Source organism: Demetria terragena DSM 11295 (assembly GCF_000376825.1).
GTDB lineage: Bacteria > Actinomycetota > Actinomycetes > Actinomycetales > Dermatophilaceae > Demetria > Demetria terragena.
In genome coordinates this window covers 1,913,820-1,931,068 of record NZ_AQXW01000004.1, presented here as the reverse complement: position 1 = coordinate 1,931,068, position 17,249 = coordinate 1,913,820, and the positions used below count along the sequence as shown (strand labels likewise).

The 17,249-nt window shown below is 63.1% G+C and carries 18 protein-coding genes and 2 tRNA genes; 8 read left to right on the top strand and 12 right to left on the bottom strand.

Features of this window, described 5'->3' with window-relative positions:
• Positions 1-42 precede the first annotated feature (42 nt).
• From F562_RS0113690 to F562_RS0113675, 4 genes are all read left to right on the top strand, one after another.
• On the top strand, positions 43-3,144 hold the full coding sequence (locus tag F562_RS0113690; RefSeq protein WP_018157536.1) for an endo-alpha-N-acetylgalactosaminidase family protein: 3,102 nt from the start codon (positions 43-45) through the stop codon (positions 3,142-3,144).
• A 94-nt stretch (positions 3,145-3,238) separates the two neighbouring features.
• Positions 3,239-3,315, top strand: a tRNA-Ile gene (locus tag F562_RS0113685).
• Between the two features lie 24 nt (positions 3,316-3,339).
• Positions 3,340-3,498, top strand: coding sequence for a DLW-39 family protein (locus tag F562_RS20825; protein WP_018157535.1), 159 nt, complete (start codon positions 3,340-3,342; stop codon positions 3,496-3,498).
• A 13-nt stretch (positions 3,499-3,511) separates the two neighbouring features.
• Positions 3,512-3,584, top strand: a tRNA-Ala gene (locus F562_RS0113675).
• Here the strand turns inward: F562_RS0113675 and F562_RS20645 are convergent.
• From F562_RS20645 to speB, 4 genes are all read right to left on the bottom strand, one after another.
• Complete coding sequence (locus F562_RS20645; protein WP_083915555.1) at positions 3,558-4,208, bottom strand: DUF998 domain-containing protein; 651 nt, start codon at positions 4,206-4,208, stop codon at positions 3,558-3,560. The two genes, F562_RS0113675 and F562_RS20645, sit on opposite strands and share 27 nt — an antisense overlap.
• 103 nt (positions 4,209-4,311) lie before the next feature.
• Positions 4,312-5,121, bottom strand: coding sequence for a nitrilase-related carbon-nitrogen hydrolase (locus F562_RS0113665; protein ID WP_018157534.1), 810 nt, complete (start codon positions 5,119-5,121; stop codon positions 4,312-4,314).
• A complete protein-coding gene (locus F562_RS19250; RefSeq protein WP_018157533.1) occupies positions 5,114-6,538 on the bottom strand; it encodes a purine-cytosine permease family protein in 1,425 nt (474 codons plus the stop codon). Before F562_RS19250 ends, F562_RS0113665 begins: the two co-directional genes overlap by 8 nt.
• A complete protein-coding gene (gene speB / locus F562_RS0113655; RefSeq protein ID WP_083915628.1) occupies positions 6,535-7,569 on the bottom strand; it encodes an agmatinase in 1,035 nt (344 codons plus the stop codon). The genes F562_RS19250 and speB overlap by 4 nt, the downstream gene beginning before the upstream one ends.
• 122 nt (positions 7,570-7,691) lie before the next feature.
• Between speB and F562_RS0113650 the strand changes: the two genes are divergently transcribed.
• Positions 7,692-9,197, top strand: coding sequence for a PucR family transcriptional regulator (locus tag F562_RS0113650; RefSeq protein ID WP_026181276.1), 1,506 nt, complete (start codon positions 7,692-7,694; stop codon positions 9,195-9,197).
• A 69-nt stretch (positions 9,198-9,266) separates the two neighbouring features.
• On the opposite strand, the gene F562_RS0113645 is transcribed toward F562_RS0113650, so the two are convergent.
• The 4 genes from F562_RS0113645 to F562_RS21225 all read right to left on the bottom strand — a co-directional run bounded on the left by F562_RS0113645 (position 9,267) and on the right by F562_RS21225 (position 12,157).
• Positions 9,267-10,031: a class I SAM-dependent methyltransferase gene (locus tag F562_RS0113645; RefSeq protein ID WP_018157530.1), complete on the bottom strand. Its 765-nt coding sequence runs from the start codon at positions 10,029-10,031 to the stop codon at positions 9,267-9,269.
• A gap of 524 nt (positions 10,032-10,555) precedes the next feature.
• Positions 10,556-11,074, bottom strand: a complete 519-nt coding sequence (locus tag F562_RS20305; protein ID WP_018157529.1) for a hypothetical protein — start codon at positions 11,072-11,074, stop codon at positions 10,556-10,558.
• Between the two features lie 97 nt (positions 11,075-11,171).
• Positions 11,172-11,450, bottom strand: coding sequence for a hypothetical protein (locus F562_RS0113635; RefSeq protein WP_018157528.1), 279 nt, complete (start codon positions 11,448-11,450; stop codon positions 11,172-11,174).
• A gap of 449 nt (positions 11,451-11,899) precedes the next feature.
• Positions 11,900-12,157, bottom strand: a complete 258-nt coding sequence (locus tag F562_RS21225) for a hypothetical protein (protein ID WP_018157527.1) — start codon at positions 12,155-12,157, stop codon at positions 11,900-11,902.
• 44 nt (positions 12,158-12,201) lie between these two features.
• Between F562_RS21225 and F562_RS0113625 the strand changes: the two genes are divergently transcribed.
• The gene (locus F562_RS0113625; protein ID WP_040385334.1) at positions 12,202-13,644 is read left to right on the top strand and encodes a phytoene desaturase family protein; all 1,443 of its coding nucleotides are present in this window, start codon (positions 12,202-12,204) and stop codon (positions 13,642-13,644) included.
• Here F562_RS0113625 and F562_RS0113620 read toward each other — a convergent pair.
• Positions 13,634-14,290: a maleylpyruvate isomerase family mycothiol-dependent enzyme gene (locus tag F562_RS0113620; RefSeq protein WP_018157525.1), complete on the bottom strand. Its 657-nt coding sequence runs from the start codon at positions 14,288-14,290 to the stop codon at positions 13,634-13,636. The genes F562_RS0113625 and F562_RS0113620 overlap by 11 nt on opposite strands.
• Before the next feature lie 195 nt (positions 14,291-14,485).
• On the opposite strand from F562_RS0113620, the gene F562_RS0113615 reads away from it, so the two are divergent.
• Both F562_RS0113615 and F562_RS0113610 read left to right on the top strand, forming a co-directional pair.
• Complete coding sequence (locus F562_RS0113615) at positions 14,486-15,499, top strand: TerC family protein (RefSeq protein WP_018157524.1); 1,014 nt, start codon at positions 14,486-14,488, stop codon at positions 15,497-15,499.
• Between the two features lie 4 nt (positions 15,500-15,503).
• A complete protein-coding gene (locus F562_RS0113610; RefSeq protein WP_018157523.1) occupies positions 15,504-15,923 on the top strand; it encodes a hypothetical protein in 420 nt (139 codons plus the stop codon).
• 8 nt (positions 15,924-15,931) lie between these two features.
• Here the strand turns inward: F562_RS0113610 and F562_RS0113605 are convergent, their stop codons facing one another.
• The 3 genes from F562_RS0113605 to F562_RS0113595 form a co-directional block, all read right to left on the bottom strand.
• The gene (locus F562_RS0113605) at positions 15,932-16,270 is read right to left on the bottom strand and encodes a hypothetical protein (RefSeq protein WP_156822662.1); all 339 of its coding nucleotides are present in this window, start codon (positions 16,268-16,270) and stop codon (positions 15,932-15,934) included.
• A gap of 101 nt (positions 16,271-16,371) precedes the next feature.
• Positions 16,372-16,656, bottom strand: coding sequence for a hypothetical protein (locus F562_RS0113600; protein ID WP_018157521.1), 285 nt, complete (start codon positions 16,654-16,656; stop codon positions 16,372-16,374).
• Complete coding sequence (locus F562_RS0113595) at positions 16,653-17,228, bottom strand: NYN domain-containing protein (RefSeq protein WP_018157520.1); 576 nt, start codon at positions 17,226-17,228, stop codon at positions 16,653-16,655. Before F562_RS0113595 ends, F562_RS0113600 begins: the two co-directional genes overlap by 4 nt.
• Positions 17,229-17,249: the final 21 nt, after the last annotated feature.

Genomic DNA, 17,249 nt, shown 5'->3' with positions numbered 1-17,249 from the left:
TCGAGTCGTTGCGACGACACCCCGGTTTCCCGAGGAGCGTTCATGAAGACCAGCCGACACCAGACCGACCTAGCACCCGAGCGGGCACTGTCCCGGCGGTCCGTGCTGGGTGGCGCAAGCGCGGTCGCCATGGCCGCGACGCTCAGTCGATATGCGCCCGCTCACGCCAAGGCCGAGCGAACGAAGGTGTTGCGCTCGCGGCACCTCGAGGTCACGGTCGGGAGTGACTTCCCGCGCATTCTGAGTTATCGCGACCGGTCCGGTGGGCTGCTGCACGGTGCGACCGATCCGGTTGACCATGTCCTGATCAACGGTGAGCGAGTGGTGACCACCGCGTCGGTACGCACGGAGCGAGACAAGGCCACCTATCGCCTGAAGACTCCGGCGGGTTCCCGGATCGATGTGTCCATCGAGGTGGATGGCTGGGGTGTCGAGTGGCGCGTCACAAACATTCGTGAAGGCGGCGGCGAGCGTATTGGCACGCTGCAGATCCCGCAGTTGCGGATGGTCGCCATACGCAGTGACCAGCCTGGAGCCGAATTGCGTTGCGGGCGAGTCGAACTCGATCAGAGCAAGGAAGGCGATGTCGTCGTCAACCCGGCCGACACGTCGGAGCCGGACGGGAGCGCCCGGGGCGGGGCGTACGGCGTGGTGGCGACAGATGAACTCGCGGCCGCACTGGAGACAAATGTGGTCTATGACCTGCCGAACTCCGAGGCGAGGACGACCTGGGAGAACGGCCGCCTGTGGCACCAGGTGCGCAGTCGCGGCAAGGCCACTGAAACCGGCTTTGCGCCCGGACAGTGGACCATCCGACCGGACCGGAGCAGGAGCAAGGAGATGGAGCCGCTGCCGTGGGTGCGAGTCATCCTCACTCGCGATCGCAACGGCGACGGAAAGGTGGACTGGCAGGACGCAGCCATCGCCATGCGCGATATCGCCGTGACTCCTCGTGGCGCCGACGAGCAGCATCTGCGCGTGGTGGCACACATCCCGTTTAACTTCGCGAGCCAGGCAACTAATCCGTTCCTGCACACCCTCGACTCGGTGAAACGGGTCAACCTGGCCACCGACGGGTTGCGCCAGTTCGTCCTGCTCAAGGGCTATCAGTCTGAAGGCCACGACTCCGCACACCCCGACTACGCGGGCAACTACAACCGAGGAGCGGGAGGACTGGACGACCTGAATACGCTGCTGCGCAAGGGATCTCGCTGGAACAGCGACTTCGCGGTGCACGTGAACGCGACCGAGTCGTACCCGGTCGCGAACGCCTTCTCCGAGACCCTTGTCGACGTCGAGGACGAGCAGTGGGATTGGCTGGATCAGTCGTATCGCATCGACCCACGGCGCGACCTAGTCAGTGGCGACATCGTCAGGCGCTTCGCCGACCTTCGTCGCGAAACCCACCGCGGGCTGAACATGCTCTACATCGATGTCTTCCGCGAATCCGGCTGGAACTCCGACGGATTGCAACATCAGCTGCGCAAGCAGGGGTGGACGGTCACGACGGAGTGGGGTCACGGCTTGGAGCGTTCATCGATCTGGTCGCATTGGGCGACGGAGATCGACTACGGAGCGGACGAGTCGCGGGGCATCAACTCTCAGCTCATTCGTATGGTCCGCCACCACCAGAAAGACGTCTTCAGCGATCGCTGGCCGGCCGTGCTGCCGACGGCCAAAATCGGCAACTTCGAGGGCTGGCGCGGGAAGACCGACTGGAACGAGTTCTACCAAAAGATCTGGACTGAGGCCCTTCCCGCGAAGTTCCTGCAGGCCTTCCCGATCAAGACGTGGTCAGCCCGGGAGGTGACCTTCTTCGCGTCGCGCGCGGTGAGCTCTCGCGACGAGCAGGGCACTCAGGTCGTCTCGGTTGACGGCCATGAGGTGCTACGCGGGTCGAGTTATCTCCTCCCTTGGGAGCCAAGCGAACTCACCAAGCCGGCGAAGCTCTATCACTTCAACGCCAAAGGTGGTCGAACGACGTGGGTGCTGCCCTCTGGCTGGCGGTCGATACGGCAGGTCTACGTCTATCGGCTCAACGACCAAGGGCGTAAGCAGGTTGGAACCGTGCCGGTGCGGTCTGGGAAGGTGCGGCTCGAGGCCAAGGCGGGCGAGGCGTACGCCATCTATCGACGGCCGGCACCCACACAAACCGACCCGCGCTGGGGTGAGGGAACGCCGTTACGAGACCCAGGTTTCCGCTCCGGTGGCTTGGCGGACTGGAAGGTGCGCGGGCGCGCGGAGGCCACGACCGACGACAACGGGCACCACCAAGTGGTGCTCCCCTCAGGTCCGGCTACCACGGTGTCGCAACGCCTTCGGCGGCTCGAGCCTGGTCACTACGTCCTCGGCGTCCACGTCCAGGTTGGTGCCACCGCTGGCGAGACTAGGCGTGCCGAGGTGTCGGTTCGTACCGGCGACAAGACGGTCAGTCGGTGGGCGGAGCGGTCCACCGCAGAGAACTTTGTCGCTGCCGATCACCGCCAGGGCACCCGGATGCAGCGAGTGATGGTGCCGTTCCGGGTTCGCCGCGACCAAGACCGCGTCGAGGTGGAACTCTCGGCGGAGGCCGGAGCGGCGATAGTGGCCTTTGCCTCGGTACGTGTCGATGAGGTGTCCGGACCGCCCGCCGAACGCCAGGGCGCAGTCATCTTCGAGGACTTTGAGCGGCTCCCTTACGGCTGGGGTCCATTCGTCAAGGGTGACGCTGGCGGGTCGACTGACCCGCGGACGCACATTGCTCAGCGAAATGCGCCCTACACCCAGCGCGGCTGGAACGGCAAGGCGATCGACGACGTCATCGCCGGCAAGCAGTCGCTGAAGTCGCGTGGGGAGAACCCGGGGCTGGTCTATCGCACGGTGCCTCATACGGTGCGCTTTACGCCGGGACGCCGCTACGAGGTGTCCTTCAGTTATCAGTGCGAAACCGCCAACACGTATGAGTGGGTGACTGGCATCGATCGGCCCCAGTCGGAGGTACTGAAGGCGACACCAATGCCCCAGGCGCTCAGGACCACCACGATGAAACTCGAGATCGAGGCGCCCGCCGATGGCGATCTTTGGGTTGGTCTTCGCAAGCCAGCGGAGGGCGGCGCGGTCGAGTTCGTCCTCGATGATTTCGAGGTACGAGAACTGCGGGGCTAACTGGTCGCCGCGACTTTGGAGGCGGCGCGCGGGTGCGGTAGAGTCGCGTCTCGCGCGCCGTCGAAGTTCGCTTCTGCGGCGTGTGATGGTGAAGGGGCCTATAGCTCAGTCGGTTAGAGCGCTGTCCTGATAAGACAGAGGTCACTGGTTCAAGTCCAGTTAGGCCCACCACCGCCAAAGTCACAAGGAGTCCTCATGAAGAAGGTCCTGCTCGTCGCTGCGGCCGCTGCGGCCGCCGCCTTCGTGAGCAGCAAGCAGAAGCAGCACACCGCTAGCCAGGAGCTGTGGAAGCAGGTGTCTGACCAGCCCGGTCAGCCCACCGACTCCACGCCTTCGGCGCAGCACTACATCTGAATATCCACCCCTAGGGGCCTTAGCTCAGTTGGTAGAGCGCTGCCTTTGCAAGGCAGATGTCAGGAGTTCGAATCTCCTAGGCTCCACAATCGCTCAGGACGTTGCGCCCATCGTTGTCCGAGCGCGCCCCGCTCGTCGTGCAGGAGCATGGCGGCGAACCAGATCGTCCAGACGCGCATGGTGTCGAGCGCGATGCGTTCGGTGAGTCCTGAGCCGAGTCCCCAGCCTCCTGGCGTCACGAACGCGATCGCGCCCACTATGGCCACGGCGATACAGCCCACCGTGAAATACCGCCGCGGCCCGGAGAGCGCGCGGGCCAGACAGATCATCCCGACAAGGTGTGTTCCGAAGTGGAGTTGCGCGGCGATAGTGTGCGGACCCGACGCGACGTCGACAGGGAGGAAACCAACTGCGCTCGTCGCGATCCCTGATGCCGCGATGAGTACATACCCGGTTCTAGCGATGCCAAAACTGTTCTGTGCCAGCAGGATTGCGCCGACTGTGGTGAGGATGCCGACCCAAATGAACGTCGCATTCATCAGCGCGTGATCGGGCGAGCAGTACTCGGTGCACGTCGTGGCCCCGAGCGCGCTGATGACGTCCTCGGTCCAGTCGTACGGCGTGGACCACGATCGAGCCACTACCAGCTGCATGGGCCAGTACGCGATCGTGACGATCCACATCAGCGCAGCCACGCTGCGTCTTGTCATGAGCGCTCCGTCATACCTGACACGGTAGGCCGTGACCCGGTAAATCCCTGGCGTCGTCGACGATGTCGTCCGGCAGCCGTTCTAGATCCGGCCAGGTGGGGCCTTAGTAGAGATCCGGTCGTCGGTCCGCGTGAATGTCGCTGAGCCCGCCGACGTTCTTGTTGCGGGACGCGGTGAGGTCGAGGTCTGCACAGAGCGTCTGGCTCGACGGTGTCCTCGATCCACCAGCCAGGATCCACCCGTCAGAGTCCACGATGACGGAACCGCCGACCCATTCGACACCGCGTTCGACACCGGCTCGGTCACACGCGACGACGGCCATCCGATTGACGGATGAGTCGGCCTGGGTCCGCACGACCTCGGTGGGTACTTGATCCGGGACGTGTGCGCCGGTGGGCCAGTTGACCGGAGCCGCAAGGAGGTCGGCTCCAGCCAGGGCTGGGATGCGTACCCACTCAGGGAACTCAAGGTCGTAGCAGATCATCGTCGCAATCCGTCCGATGGCGGTGTCGACAACGGGAGGGCGCGCATTACCCCTGCTGAAGATCAGGCGCTCCTGATCCCACAGATGAGCCTTACGGTAGATGGCGCGTGTTCCACTGGGGTCGACGATCGCAGACGAGATATACAGCTCGCCGGTAGGCCCCGCCTCGCAGAAGCCGCCGACGAGCACCACGCCGTGGTCCCGAGCCAATCGGCCCCACAATTGCAGCGTCTGCCCATCTGCGGGTTCGGCGCTGGCACGGGCCTCGTCCTGGTCGCGGAACATGTAACCGCTGGACACTAGCTCCGGGAGGACCACGAGCTCAGCAGACTGCTTGGCGGCGTCGCTCACCGCATCAGCGACGAGTTCTCGATTTGCGGCGGGGTCACCCAGGAGAGGTGCGACTTGGCACGCGGCGACCTTAGTCACTTGGCGCCGGCTCTGCTGCGATACCTGAGCCTTCGAGTTCGAGTTCGCTGGCGATCATCGCCTGATCTTCGCGGTCGTGATCCAAAGTTCGACACAGCGCGGCGTAGAGGAACCCCGACACCAGCAATCCCACGATGAACGAGACGTCGCCGCCTCCGATCGCCTTGGCTGCGGGCCCCTCGTAGAACGTGGTGGTGATGAACGGCACCATGGCGGCAAAGCCCACGGCGTAGGAGACTAGGCCCCGCCACGCCCAGCGCCCATAGATGCCATTCGATTTGAACATCTCGGCGATTGCGTAGTGACCGTGTCGGACGAAGTAGAAGTCGACCAGGTTGACTGCGGTCCAGGGGATCAGGAAGTAGAGCATCATCAAAACGAAGTTGTTGAAGCTGCCCAAGTAGTCGTCGGGGAGACTCAGGGCGACGATGTACACCACCACGGCGACCAGCAAAATCCCCGTGACTCGGCCACGCACCGTCGGTCGGATCTGCTTGAAGCCGTCGACTGCGCTGGTGCCGGTCAGCATCGCCCCGTAGAGATTGACAGCCATCACGCTGAGTAGCGCGGGCACGGCGACGAGGACGGCGAAGGTTCCAAATCCGTCGAACAACCCGTCGCCGACCGATCGCAGGCCGCCGATTGCGTCGGGCTCCTTGATCGCCGAGCCGAGGAAGGCGCCGAGGGAGAAGAGCCACATGGCCGAGAGGCCGGCTCCCGCGTAAGTCCAACCGATTACGCCGCGACTTGAGACCGTCGGGGGCAGGTACCGGCTGTAATCCGATACGTACACGGCGTACGAAATCTGGTAGCCGGCAGCTGCTCCAAAGCTGATCAGGAACGGAGCCCAAGAAAATCCCGCCGTGCTCGGGAGGGCCGCTCCGGCCTCGAGATCCCGAAGCGCCCCGATGGTGACCAGGGCGAAGACAACCACCATGGCGTAGGAGAGCCAGCGCAACACGAAGTGGAGGAGATCGTAGCCAACCACGGCAAGCACGACGGCGATTGCGATCAGGACGGGATACCAGAGGGCGCCCGAGCCGGGGAACACCAGTTGTAGGGCCTGGGTGGCCAAGATGACGTTGAATACGTTGAACCCGATGTAGACGAACAACACCGCGATGAGGGGCACGATCGATCCCCGCAGACCGAACTGGGCGCGCGACTGAATCATCTGGGGTAGGCCCATCCGCGGCCCTTGATAGGCGTGGAAAGCCATGAAGAAGGTTCCGAAAGCCGCCCCGAGAACCATCGCAACGATGGACGACACCAGGTCGAGACCTAAGGCGGGCCCGATGAACCCGGTCACCATGGTGGTGATGACGAAGTTTCCGGTGAACCAGAACGGTCCCTGGTGCCAGACCTTCCCATGCCGATCCGCGAGCGGGACGTAGTCGATGGAACGAGTTTCGATCATCGGGTGCCTTCGCTCGGGGACTGGAGTTCTGCGTTCGAGCCCATCACTGAAAGTAGCTCGTAGACCACGTGGCTCGCCACGATGCCGGTGATCTCGGCATGGTCGTAAGTCGGAGATACCTCGACGACATCCGCGCCCACTACATGGCAGCCCACCAACGAGCGCAGCGTGCGCAGCAGTTCGCGACTGGTGAGGCCGCCGGCCTCGGGGGTGCCGGTCCCCGGTGCGAAAGCCGGGTCAAGCACGTCGATATCAATGGAAACGTAGACGGGGCGGTCCGCAAGACGTGCTCGCAATCGCTCGATCACGCCATGGGGACCGTCGATGTCGAAGTCTTCCGCCCGCACGATCGAGAAGCCGAGTGCCTTGTCGTCAAGCAAGTTCGATGCGGCGTACAACGGGCCGCGGATCCCTACATGGAGGCAACCCTCCGGGTCGAGGAGCCCTTCTTCGCTCGCGCGTCGAAACGGCGTTCCGTGGGTGTAGGGGGCACCGAAGTAGGTGTCCCACGTGTCGAGGTGGGCGTCGAAGTGCAGGACCGAGATGGGTCCATGCCTTCGGTGCAACGAACGCAGCAGTGGTAGGGCGATGGTGTGATCCCCACCGAGCGTGACTACGCGGTCCGCTCGCTCTAAGACTTCGTCGGCGCCGCGTTCGATCTCCGTGATCGCCGCCGCGATGTCAAAGGGGTTGGCCACAATGTCGCCAGCGTCCGCGACTTGCAGAGCCGCGAACGGGGAGATGTCAAGCACCGGGTGGTAGGGGCGGAGCAGTTTGGAGGCTGCGCGAATGTGGCCAGGGCCAAACCGAGCGCCGGGGCGATAGGAGACACCACTATCGAAGGGAACGCCGACGACGGCGATGTCGGCGCGCTCGACATCTCGAATCTCTGGCAGGCGAGCGAAGGTGGACGGTCCGCAGTAGCGGGGGACTTGTGATGCGTCGACCGGCCCGATCGGATGAACGTGACTCAACGGTGCTCCTGCTCGTGAGGGTCCTGTTGGTTCATGGTGTGACGTGGTCAGCGGCATGGCAATGGACACTTCGTCGCGTTCCAGATCGGTCGACGTGCCACTGTGGAAGGTCAAGGGGACGCTTGGGATGAGGCGCAATCACCTTTCGCCATTAAGTGAGCAGGTTGTACGGTCCGGACATGGTCATCGACCTCGCCACCTTGGTTGCCCACCCCGGACTACAGCTCAAGGTGCTCAGCGGCGAGGACTCCCTTGAGCGCCCTGTGCACTCGGTCGCAGTCAGCGAATTGCTCGATCCCACGAGTTACCTCATGGGTGGCGAGTTCGTCTTAACCTCCGGGATGCGGTTGCCTAGCGACCTCTCATCCTTGGAGGAATACGTAGACCGGCTTGTTGTCGCCGGCGCCGTCGCGTTGGGATTTGGGATAGGGGTCACTGCGGAGTCGACACCGGAGCCGCTTGTTCTCGCGGCGGCGCGGAGAGGCCTCGTGATTGTCGAGGTGGGACAGCAGACCCCGTTCGTCGCGGTAGTCCGCGCCCTCTCGGAGATCGTCGTTGCCGAGGAGCGCTCTCAGCACGTGAATATCCGGCGTGACCATCAGGCACTGGCCCGCGCTGCTCGAACTGGTGGTCCACGCGGGGTGGTTCGCATGCTCGCCACACAACTCGCAGGCGACGTACTTTTGCTCGATGGAGGCGGTCGGCCACGAGCGTGGAGTAGCGACGCAGCGATCGGGGTGCTGGCGGCGTGTAAGGCAGATGTCGAGAAAGTTCGTAAAGCGAAGGGCGGAGACGCCCGGGCCGGGATGTCGATCATCGATGGGACGCGCAGGGTCCTGCTGCAGGGACTCGGCTCGGGCCGGTCGACCCGAGGCGTGCTCGTGGTCAGCACGATGACCGCCATGAGCAAACTGCAGCGAGACTTGGTTGCCGGTGCGGCGGCAATCCTCTCCTTCGGGATCGACCAAGAATCTCCGACGGCACAGCGACTGCTGCGTCAAGCCGCACTCATCCGGCTGGTCCGCTCCGGATCCGCGCCAGCACCCGACGAACTCGCGGTGTTGAGCGAGGGCCTGCTTGGCGGCGGCGCGCTGGTGGTGGCTGCCGCGACCGGTGAGCCGTCCGCGCTGTCGAGTTGGTGCGAGCATTTGCAGGACCTGGGCGAGGAGCGGGCAATCGCGGGCACGATTGAGGCGCGGGCATATGCCTTGGTCCATGCCGACGCCATCGAAGAGGTGACTGGGGTCGCCGGTCTGGCAGTGGGTGTGTCGCGTGCCGTGCCGCCCGAACATCTGCGGTCGGCGTTCGATGATGCCGAGCAGGCGTGCAAGGTCGCGAGAGTCCGGGGAATCGCTCTGGTTCGCTATGCCGATGTCACAACGGGCGCCTTGGGGGTAGCCGATCCTGGCCCGGCAAAGTCGTTCGCTGTGGAGTTTCTCCAGCCTTTGGACGATTATGCGGCCGCGTCGGGCGTCGACCTACGGATGTCGTTGACGACCTGGCTCAAGCACCACGGTCACTTCGGTCCGGCGGCGCAGGAACTGGGAATCCACCGGCACACCTTGCGCCAGCGGATCAACCGGGCGGCCCAGTTGCTGGACCGCGACTTGGAGGACATCGAAACGAGATTCGACCTGTGGTTCGCGTTACAGGTGAGCAGCCCCGGACCACGTGACGAGTTGTGACCGACAGCATCTACGCCTGGCCTCCACTCCTTTTGTTTCTAGGACCGGGGATTCGCCGCTCAAGCAAGGTCAGGCGATCGCCGGTCGCCTGGCTTCAATCAGGTGCCGAGTCGAGTGGGCGATGAACGGACCCTCCTGCTGGATCAGGTCGTGCAGGTCGCGGAGGCGATCGCGGTATTCCTCGACCGAGAAGTCGGGTACCCACCAGATCACCTTCCGTAGCAGGTAGACCACGGCCGCGATGTCGTGGATCTCGATGCGCAGTTTTGCGGGCTGCAGGTCGACGATCTCCAGTCCGGCGGCGCGTGCGGCCGCTGCCTCGGCATCCGGATGGCGCCCTCGCCTTGCCGTCGGCTGCGGACCGAGGAAGAACTCGATCAGCTCGAACACACTCGCCGGGCCGACATGCTGGGCGAAATACGTACCGCCTGGTTGAAGCACCCGAGCGATTTCGTCCCACCAGATCGTCGCCGGGTGCCGACTGGTGACAAGATCGAATGCTGCGTCGGCGAAGGGCAGGGGCGGCTCTTCGGGACCGGCGACCACCACGACGCCGCGAGGATGCAGCACCCGGGTCGCCTTGGTGGCATTCGGTGGCCACGACTCGATGGCGACCGCCGTGGGAGGGAACATGGTGGCTTCGGCAAGCACTTCGCCTCCGCCGGTATGAATGTCCAGTGACGCCGCCGCGCGTGCCAGTCGGTCGGCCATGTGGCGGGCATACCCCCAGGGCGGGCGCTGCTCAGTTGCCCGGCCCTCCAGCCAGGAGAAGTCCCACCCCGACACGTCGGCACCAGCACCCAGATCGATGAGCGACTCGAAGGACTCGGACATGCCCTCATTGTCTCGGATAGGGGGCACTGGGCGAGTATTGGCGTATGACAGTCGATGTCGTACTGGTTGGCTCGGGCCCCAACGGACTTACGGGCGGCGCAGTAGTTGATCCGCTGACTCTGGCCGTCCACCCAGCTCATCCAATTGAGCCTGACATGCCAGGCGGACCACCATGCCAACGGGGATTCGGACATTCCGTTCTAGCCTGGATCGGACACGAGCACTGTATCGAAGATGCGTGTTGAAAAACCAATAGCCGTCGCATAAGCGCTACCAAAAGTGTCCGACAGGTCGGCTCACGAACCCCATAGTGAGCACGTCGACCTCATTTAATATCTGAATCGACCACAGTTTCTGCCGCTGGTAAAATTCAGTCGTAACGTATTCATCTCTAAACGGAATATATGCGAAAATATCGCAAATCCACCCGGAGCGGATTTGGACACCACTGGTTTCCGGACTGGAGCGACGACTGTGTTCTCGCCCCTTACGGGGCGAGAACACAGCTTGAGCAGATGCAACTTCTAGATGTACTCCCAGATGATGCCTCCTGCGCAACTTACCGCACCGAAGACCCCCAGGCGGCGTACGACGAACTTGGCAGCCTTTGCCGGGGTGTTAAACATTTGCACAATCGTCTCCGCTGAGATGCCTCCAGTAACACCGATACCGATGCAGGCTCCAATGATGCGCTTTACCTCAGGATGAATAACACCACGGGCCGCAGTCAGGCTGGAGCCGTCCTCAACACTCGCCGTCATGCCTGCAAACCGGGCAATCTTCTTGCCAGTGGCGTCTACGGCATAGATCTCGCCAGAGTCCATGTAACGCAACGCTTTAGTGCCCTGAGGAAGACTACCGCGCCCAGTCTCCGAGAAGCGCTTCTTCAACTCAGACAAGGTGGACGCATCGATGGCCTCACTGATCCCGGGTCCAAGATCCTTGCCGAGAGAGGACGTCTTCGCTGCTGGTCGATCTCCAGCACGGTCGAACGAGTCGTAGTTCAGGAGATCCTTAGCCGACGAGACACTCGTGCTGCTCACACCGCTTCCCGCGGGCCGCAGGTCGGCATGTCCTGCCGCCGTCGCAGACGGGGCTGTGATTGCCAACGCACCTGCAACCCCCAGGGCGGCCAGAGTTTTAGTGGTCCGATACATTGTTCTGCCTTCCTTCGAGATGTCTTCCTTTGAGAATTGACGTCGTGATCACAAGAGTAAAGAGCGCCACGAGAAGAGGCGAGAAGACAGGGAACCCATCAATTCCTCGCAATGTGAGGTAGGCGATTGCGTAAGCGATCGTTGCGAAGGCCAGTGCAATGCCGATTATCCTCGTCTTCGATCTCTGATCTACGCCATGCCACATCTGTCCTTCCTCGGGCGACTCGCTGCTGAGGCCGAGGAATTTAAGCACGCGCTTCATGGGCTGCTCCAATCTGTTCGGATGCGATCCGAAAAAGCCGTTTCCTACCGGTCAACTATTCGACAGCAACCAGTAGCCAGTGCTATCCGATGGCTCCTCATGACTTTCGGGTGTTCAAACCTAAACCGCAATAAAACTTGTGGCTCCGGGTCGGTCTAGCCCCTCAGTCATGAAGAGCCCGACGGTCCACACTGGACTTGAGACATTATGCCAACCATGTCTACCCCCTGTCTAATGCACAGATATTGAACGGGACTTCAATCTCGCCGACTAATTGACCGTTTCACGGCGCTACTCCCAGGAGCAAGGGTGTTACTGAACCGTCTCGCATTTAGAGACAGGACTCGCTCGGTGAGTCGGGGTCGACACCGGCACCCATTACCAGTTACACGACGGTGGCCGCTGCACCAGCACAAGCGGATCGCACGCACGTTGGGCGGAAAGGCGCGTCACGGGGCCGTCTCGACGCGCAATTTGAGTGGTGCCGCCTCGGCGACGATCAACCGGAATCCGGTGTTGCTCGCGGCGTCCAGCGCTTTCGCGACCCGCCGCTCGGCGCGGATCCGGCTGAGGCGGTGATCGAGCTGGCGGGCATACCCCCAGGGCGGGCGCTGCTCCGTTGCTCGGCCCTCCAGCCAGGAGAAGTCCCACCCTGACACGTCGGCACTCGCACCCAGGTCGATGAGCGACTCGAAGGACTCGGACATGCCCTTATTGTCTCGGATAGGGGGCATTGGGCGACTATTGGCGTATGACAGTCGATGCCGTAGTGGTTGGCGCGGGCCCTAACGGGCTTGCGGCGGCAGTGACCCTTGCTCGCGCCGGGCTGTCGGTCGAGGTGCTCGAAGCCAACGACTGGATTGGTGGCGGTACGGCGACACGAGAAGTGACGTTGCCCGGGTTCCGGCATGACCTCGCGTCGGCGGTACATCCGATGGCCTTGGCCTCGCCCTTCTTTCGCGAGTTTGAACTCTCCGACCGGGTTGACCTCATCGTCCCGGAGGTGTCCTACGCCCACCCGGTTTCGAGTCACGCGGGCGTCGCCTACCGCGATCTGGATCGGACGGTTGAGGAGTTGGGCAGGGACGGTTCGACGTACGAGCGTCTCCTTCGACCCATCGTCGAACGCGCTGATGATGCAGCGGATTTCGCGATGTCCTCGCTACTGCGACCACCACAACACCTTGCCGCGACTGCCGCAATGACGTTGGGCACTGGCTGGCAGGGCACTCCGGCCTGGGGGTGGGGGTTCGACGACGACGTGGCACCCAGCATGTTGACGGGCGTTGCGGCACATGTCATCGGGCGGCATCCCAGGCTGAGCGTGGCTGGGGCGGGTCTGTTGTTGAGCGCCTTAGCCCACGCGGGTGGTTGGCCGGTCCCGCGGGGTGGTTCGCAGTCGATTGCGGATGCGATGGTGGCGGATCTGCAGGCGCATGGCGGCCGAGTACGCACCGGTGTCGACGTAACGTCGCTCGCCGAACTCGACTACGCCAAAGTGCGATTGCTCGATGTATCTGCGGGCAGCCTGGAGCAGATCGGACGTGATCGCCTTCCTGATCGGTATCGCCGGGCCCTGCGCGGCCTGCGCCCGGGACCGGGGGTCAGCAAACTCGATCTCGCACTCGATGGGCCAGTCCCGTGGAGCGATAAGCGCCTGAGCCAGGCTCCGACCATCCACCTCGGGGGGACCCGCGCGCAGATCCGCCAGTCAGAAGGGGAGGTAGCGGCCGGGCGGTTGCCTGAAGCGCCGTACGTCTTGCTGGTCCAGCCGTCAGTCGTCGACCCGACGCGTGCCCCGCAGGGCAAAGCGGTGCTGTGGGCCTACACGCATGTCCCGTATGGCTGTTCGGTTGATCGCAGCGACGTCATTCTCGACACGATCGAGCAGCACGCCCCGGGAACTCGCGACCTAGTGTTGGGGTCACACGCCTTCCCGGCCTCGCGCTTGCACGAGGTGAGTGCCAATTTTGCCGGAGGGGACTTCGCCAGCGGTGCGGTGTCGATGAGACAACTGGCTCGCCGGCCGATCCTGTCGCCGACGCCATGGCGTACGCCCGTGGCAGGCACCTATGTCTGCTCGGGATCGACGACGCCAGGGCCATCGGTTCATGGCATGGCGGGATGGTCAGCGGCGCGTACTGCGTTGGAAGACCTGGGAATTGACGCACCGAGCCTGTCGATCAAGCGCTGATCCGCTGAGCCAGAATCGATAGTCCGGAACCGCTGAGTTCGGGCATGACGACGGGTCGTCCAGAGAGGCCCAACGCGAGAGCCTCACTAGTGCCGTGCAATTCAGCGCCGTCTCCCCATGACCAGTCCTGGTCGGATGCCACCATTCGCAGTCCTTTGAGTCGGCCCCGCGGGAGGAAGCCTCGCGACCCGTGCGGCGAGACGAGGAAGTCGAGGCAAGCTCGCCACGCCTCCAAGGTCGGTGTGATGTCCAGGCCGAGCGGACGAGCGGCATCGCGCAGATGGATACAGGTGTCGGCGAGTTGACCACCGGGACCAACGAAGGGCGGCTGAACCCGCGCTGAAGCGCGCTCGCGCAACTGGGCGACGAGGTCTTCGGGAGGGCGAGCGGCGATCTCGCGGGTGCTCTCGTCGATGTATCGCTCCAGGTTGCCGCGATATCGGACCACGGTGCGCAACACACTGGGCAACCGCAGGTCAGCTTCGAGGGGCTGCAGGAGGTGGGCAGCTACCTCACGCACCGTCCAGCCCTCGCACAAGCTGGGCGTTGTCCATTGAGTGGCGCTGAGTCCCTCGAACATCGCGACCGCGAGCAGGCGATTGTCCGTGGCGAGGCGGAAGGCGTCCTCAGGTGCCGCATTGGTCATGCGTTCGATCGTAGGCGAGGAGGTATGGCAGAATTTGTCGCGGAGGGGAGTATCCCCATCTCACAGTTTCGTCAGTACGACCCCTCGAGGGTCCGGGACTGCGGCCCAATCGCTGGGCGGGAGAGACCTCCGGAGCGTGTCACCTGACCAGGTCGACGCGTTCCGTGGAGAGTCCTCGTCGAAAGGTTGAAGCAGATGGCATTTGCTGAATCGTTTGCACCGCTGTGGGTCATTGGCCTGTGTGTTGGTGTCATGGTCGCGTTGCTGATTTTTGATGTGGTGGTGCTGGGGCGCCGTCCGCATGTGCCGAGCAACAAGGAGACCGGTCTTGCGCTGGGGTTATATGTCTCGTTGGCGGTGGCGTTCGGGATCTACGTTTTCGTCGATGCTGGTTCGCAACTGGGTGGTGAGTATTTCGCTGGGTGGTTGACGGAGTATTCGCTGTCGATTGATAACTTGTTCGTCTTCATCATCATTATGGCGAAGTTGAACGTGCCGCGGCAGTATCAGCAGTATGCGTTGTTGGTGGGGATCGTGATCGCGCTGATTTTGCGGGCGATCTTCATTTTGGTGGGTGCGCAGGCGATTAATTCGGCGGCGTGGATTTTCTATATCTTTGGTGCCTTCTTGATCTACACCGCAGTGAAGTTGGCCAAGGAGTACGCCGCGCATGAGGATGATGAGGACGCGGGCGATAACAAGGTGGTGCAGTTCGCGAAGAACCGGTTGCCGTTCACGGATTCGTGGGATCATGGGACGAAGTCGCGGGTGATGGAGAACGGGTCGCGGGTCTATACCCCGATGTTCTTGGTGATTTTGGCGTTGGGTACGACGGATCTGTTGTTCGCGTTGGATTCGATTCCGGCGATCTTTGGTTTGACGCAGGATCCGTTCTTGGTTTTGATGGCGAATATTTTCGCGTTGATGGGTTTGCGGCAGTTGTACTTCTTGATCGGTGGGTTGTTGCAGAAGTTGGTGTACCTGTCGTTGGGGTTGTCGATTTTGTTGGCGTTTATCGGAGTGAAGTTGATCTTGCATGCGTTGCATGAGAACAACTTGCCGTTCATCAATGAGGGCGAGAAGCTCGAGGGTGTGCCGGAGATCCCGATTTGGTTGTCGTTGACGGTGATCATCGGGATCTTGGCGATCACCGCGATCGCCAGCCTGATTAAGACGCGTAACGACGACAAGGCTGGCGTGGCATCCTGACGACGTGAGTTACGACGGATACGGGAGCCAACAGCCTCCCGAAGGCAATGCTGGCGACCCCTACGCGTACGACCCCACCCGGCAGCCGCCACCCGGGCAGACGCACTTCGGTCAATCGCCCTCGCAGTACGGCCTGGCTCCGCAGGGCTACCAGTCATACCCGCAGTTCGGCATCCAGCACCCGTACCACCGGCCGGTGTGGAAGGTGCTCTTGGCTGTCGTGTGTTTCCTGTTTGCGGCACTCGTCCTGCTGGGCATGCTGGGAGCGCTTGCCGCTGCCGTCGGTGGGTCGAATACGAACGGCGATGACAGCGCGGCCTATCTCGGCGGTCAGATCATCGGGCTGTTCATTTTCCTAGGCATCGGTGGGGCTCTGATCGCTGGTGGCGTTGCTCTGCTGCGAACGCCGAGACGGTACCGCTAAGGAGCGCCTCAGTCTTCGTCGAAGGGGTCATCAAGGTCCCACGAGGGCTGAATCTCGTCGGTGGCTTCGACTCGTCGGGCAAGCAGGCTCGGATGGGCAAGGACGCCGTCGATCAGTGATCGGGGCCCACCCACTACGGTCACGAACAGGTCGATTTCAGAGGCAACCAGCCAGGTTCGTGACTCTGGCCAAAAGATCGTGGGCGACTGGGCTTGATCGAGGCGGTCATCCTCACTCCATGGGCGGGGCGCGAGGTCGGCGAGGGCGCCATGGAAGGCGAAGTACTCGCGGAACGGGATGTCGAATGCGCAGATGCGCTCGACATCCTCGGCAAAGAGTCGTGGCACGGGTTGTCCCAGCACCTGGTCACGGATGACACGCGGGAGTGCCCCTGGACGCCGGAACCCGATGCGCTGCGCGAGGCGTAGCACCCTTGATTGCGGCTCCCTCACAGGCGCGTGCCGCCGCCGAGTTCGCCGTACCCCTGCCACAGCGCCTGGAAGCAAGGCTCATCCTCGGCCACCCATTGACGGACAGCGTCCCGTAGATGCGCGGCGACAGGGGACGACAGGGTGTACCCGTCAGTGCCATTGGGCAGCACGGCATAGGAATCGAAAGACGTGGTGGCGATGCCACCGACCGTCCCCCACGACCCGGCGGCCTCGTTGATCCACGAGCCCACTTCGCCGCTGACCGGACGCTGCTTGGTCCAGGGCGCCAACTGGTCCGTCACAGGAAGTCCAGCGGATCGAACTCCTCGATCGGGATGATGCGCAGGCGCGGGAGACGCGCATTGAACGCGCCGACGTCGTACTCCAAGTCGTGGAACTGCAGACCGCTTTCTTCAAGCTCGGCGAAACCTGCATTGCGGAACTCCTTGAAGCCCACCAGCGCGACGTCGTGATCGTCGGTCACGAGCGCGCTCAACTGTGGGAGGAAATCCCCGTCGTGGCTGAGCAGCATCACGTCAGCGGGGCGGTCTACCAACGCCGACAGGGTGCGCTGGATGGCGATGTCGACGACCTTCTCACCGGGGCCGCCAGCCAGCGGAACGGGTTGGTACCCCATGGCGGTCAGCGCCTGGACGAACGACATCGGCATCTCACCATGCGAGGCGGCCAGGAAGAACAGGCCAGTGACCGGCTGCTCCCACTCGCTCTCGGCGTAGGTCAGCACTCGGTCCCAGCGGGGCCGCTCTTCGGGGAGCGGGCGGCGACTCAGGATTGAGGTGCCGAGCGTGGCGTCGATGTTTTCCCCGTCGACAAGGACGTAGGTCTGCCGTTGCGGGGCCGTGGCGTCTGACATGGGCTCGACTCTATTCCCTTG

What these genes read in the sequence shown, in the direction of transcription:
- F562_RS19250 (WP_018157533.1), bottom strand. Translation starts at nt 6,538, where the DNA reads ATGATCGAAACTCGTTCCATCGACTACGTCCCGCTCGCGGATCGGCAT.
- F562_RS20645 (WP_083915555.1), bottom strand. Translation starts at nt 4,208, where the DNA reads ATGACAAGACGCAGCGTGGCTGCGCTGATGTGGATCGTCACGATCGCG.
- F562_RS0113635 (WP_018157528.1), bottom strand. Translation starts at nt 11,450, where the DNA reads ATGAAGCGCGTGCTTAAATTCCTCGGCCTCAGCAGCGAGTCGCCCGAG.
- speB (WP_083915628.1), bottom strand. Translation starts at nt 7,569, where the DNA reads ATGCCGCTGACCACGTCACACCATGAACCAACAGGACCCTCACGAGCA.
- F562_RS21225 (WP_018157527.1), bottom strand. Translation starts at nt 12,157, where the DNA reads ATGTCCGAGTCCTTCGAGTCGCTCATCGACCTGGGTGCGAGTGCCGAC.
- F562_RS20825 (WP_018157535.1), top strand. Translation starts at nt 3,340, where the DNA reads ATGAAGAAGGTCCTGCTCGTCGCTGCGGCCGCTGCGGCCGCCGCCTTC.
- F562_RS0113650 (WP_026181276.1), top strand. Translation starts at nt 7,692, where the DNA reads ATGGTCATCGACCTCGCCACCTTGGTTGCCCACCCCGGACTACAGCTC.
- F562_RS0113620 (WP_018157525.1), bottom strand. Translation starts at nt 14,290, where the DNA reads ATGACCAATGCGGCACCTGAGGACGCCTTCCGCCTCGCCACGGACAAT.
- F562_RS0113645 (WP_018157530.1), bottom strand. Translation starts at nt 10,031, where the DNA reads ATGTCCGAGTCCTTCGAGTCGCTCATCGATCTGGGTGCTGGTGCCGAC.
- F562_RS0113625 (WP_040385334.1), top strand. Translation starts at nt 12,202, where the DNA reads ATGACAGTCGATGCCGTAGTGGTTGGCGCGGGCCCTAACGGGCTTGCG.
- F562_RS0113595 (WP_018157520.1), bottom strand. Translation starts at nt 17,228, where the DNA reads ATGTCAGACGCCACGGCCCCGCAACGGCAGACCTACGTCCTTGTCGAC.
- F562_RS0113690 (WP_018157536.1), top strand. Translation starts at nt 43, where the DNA reads ATGAAGACCAGCCGACACCAGACCGACCTAGCACCCGAGCGGGCACTG.
- F562_RS0113615 (WP_018157524.1), top strand. Translation starts at nt 14,486, where the DNA reads ATGGCATTTGCTGAATCGTTTGCACCGCTGTGGGTCATTGGCCTGTGT.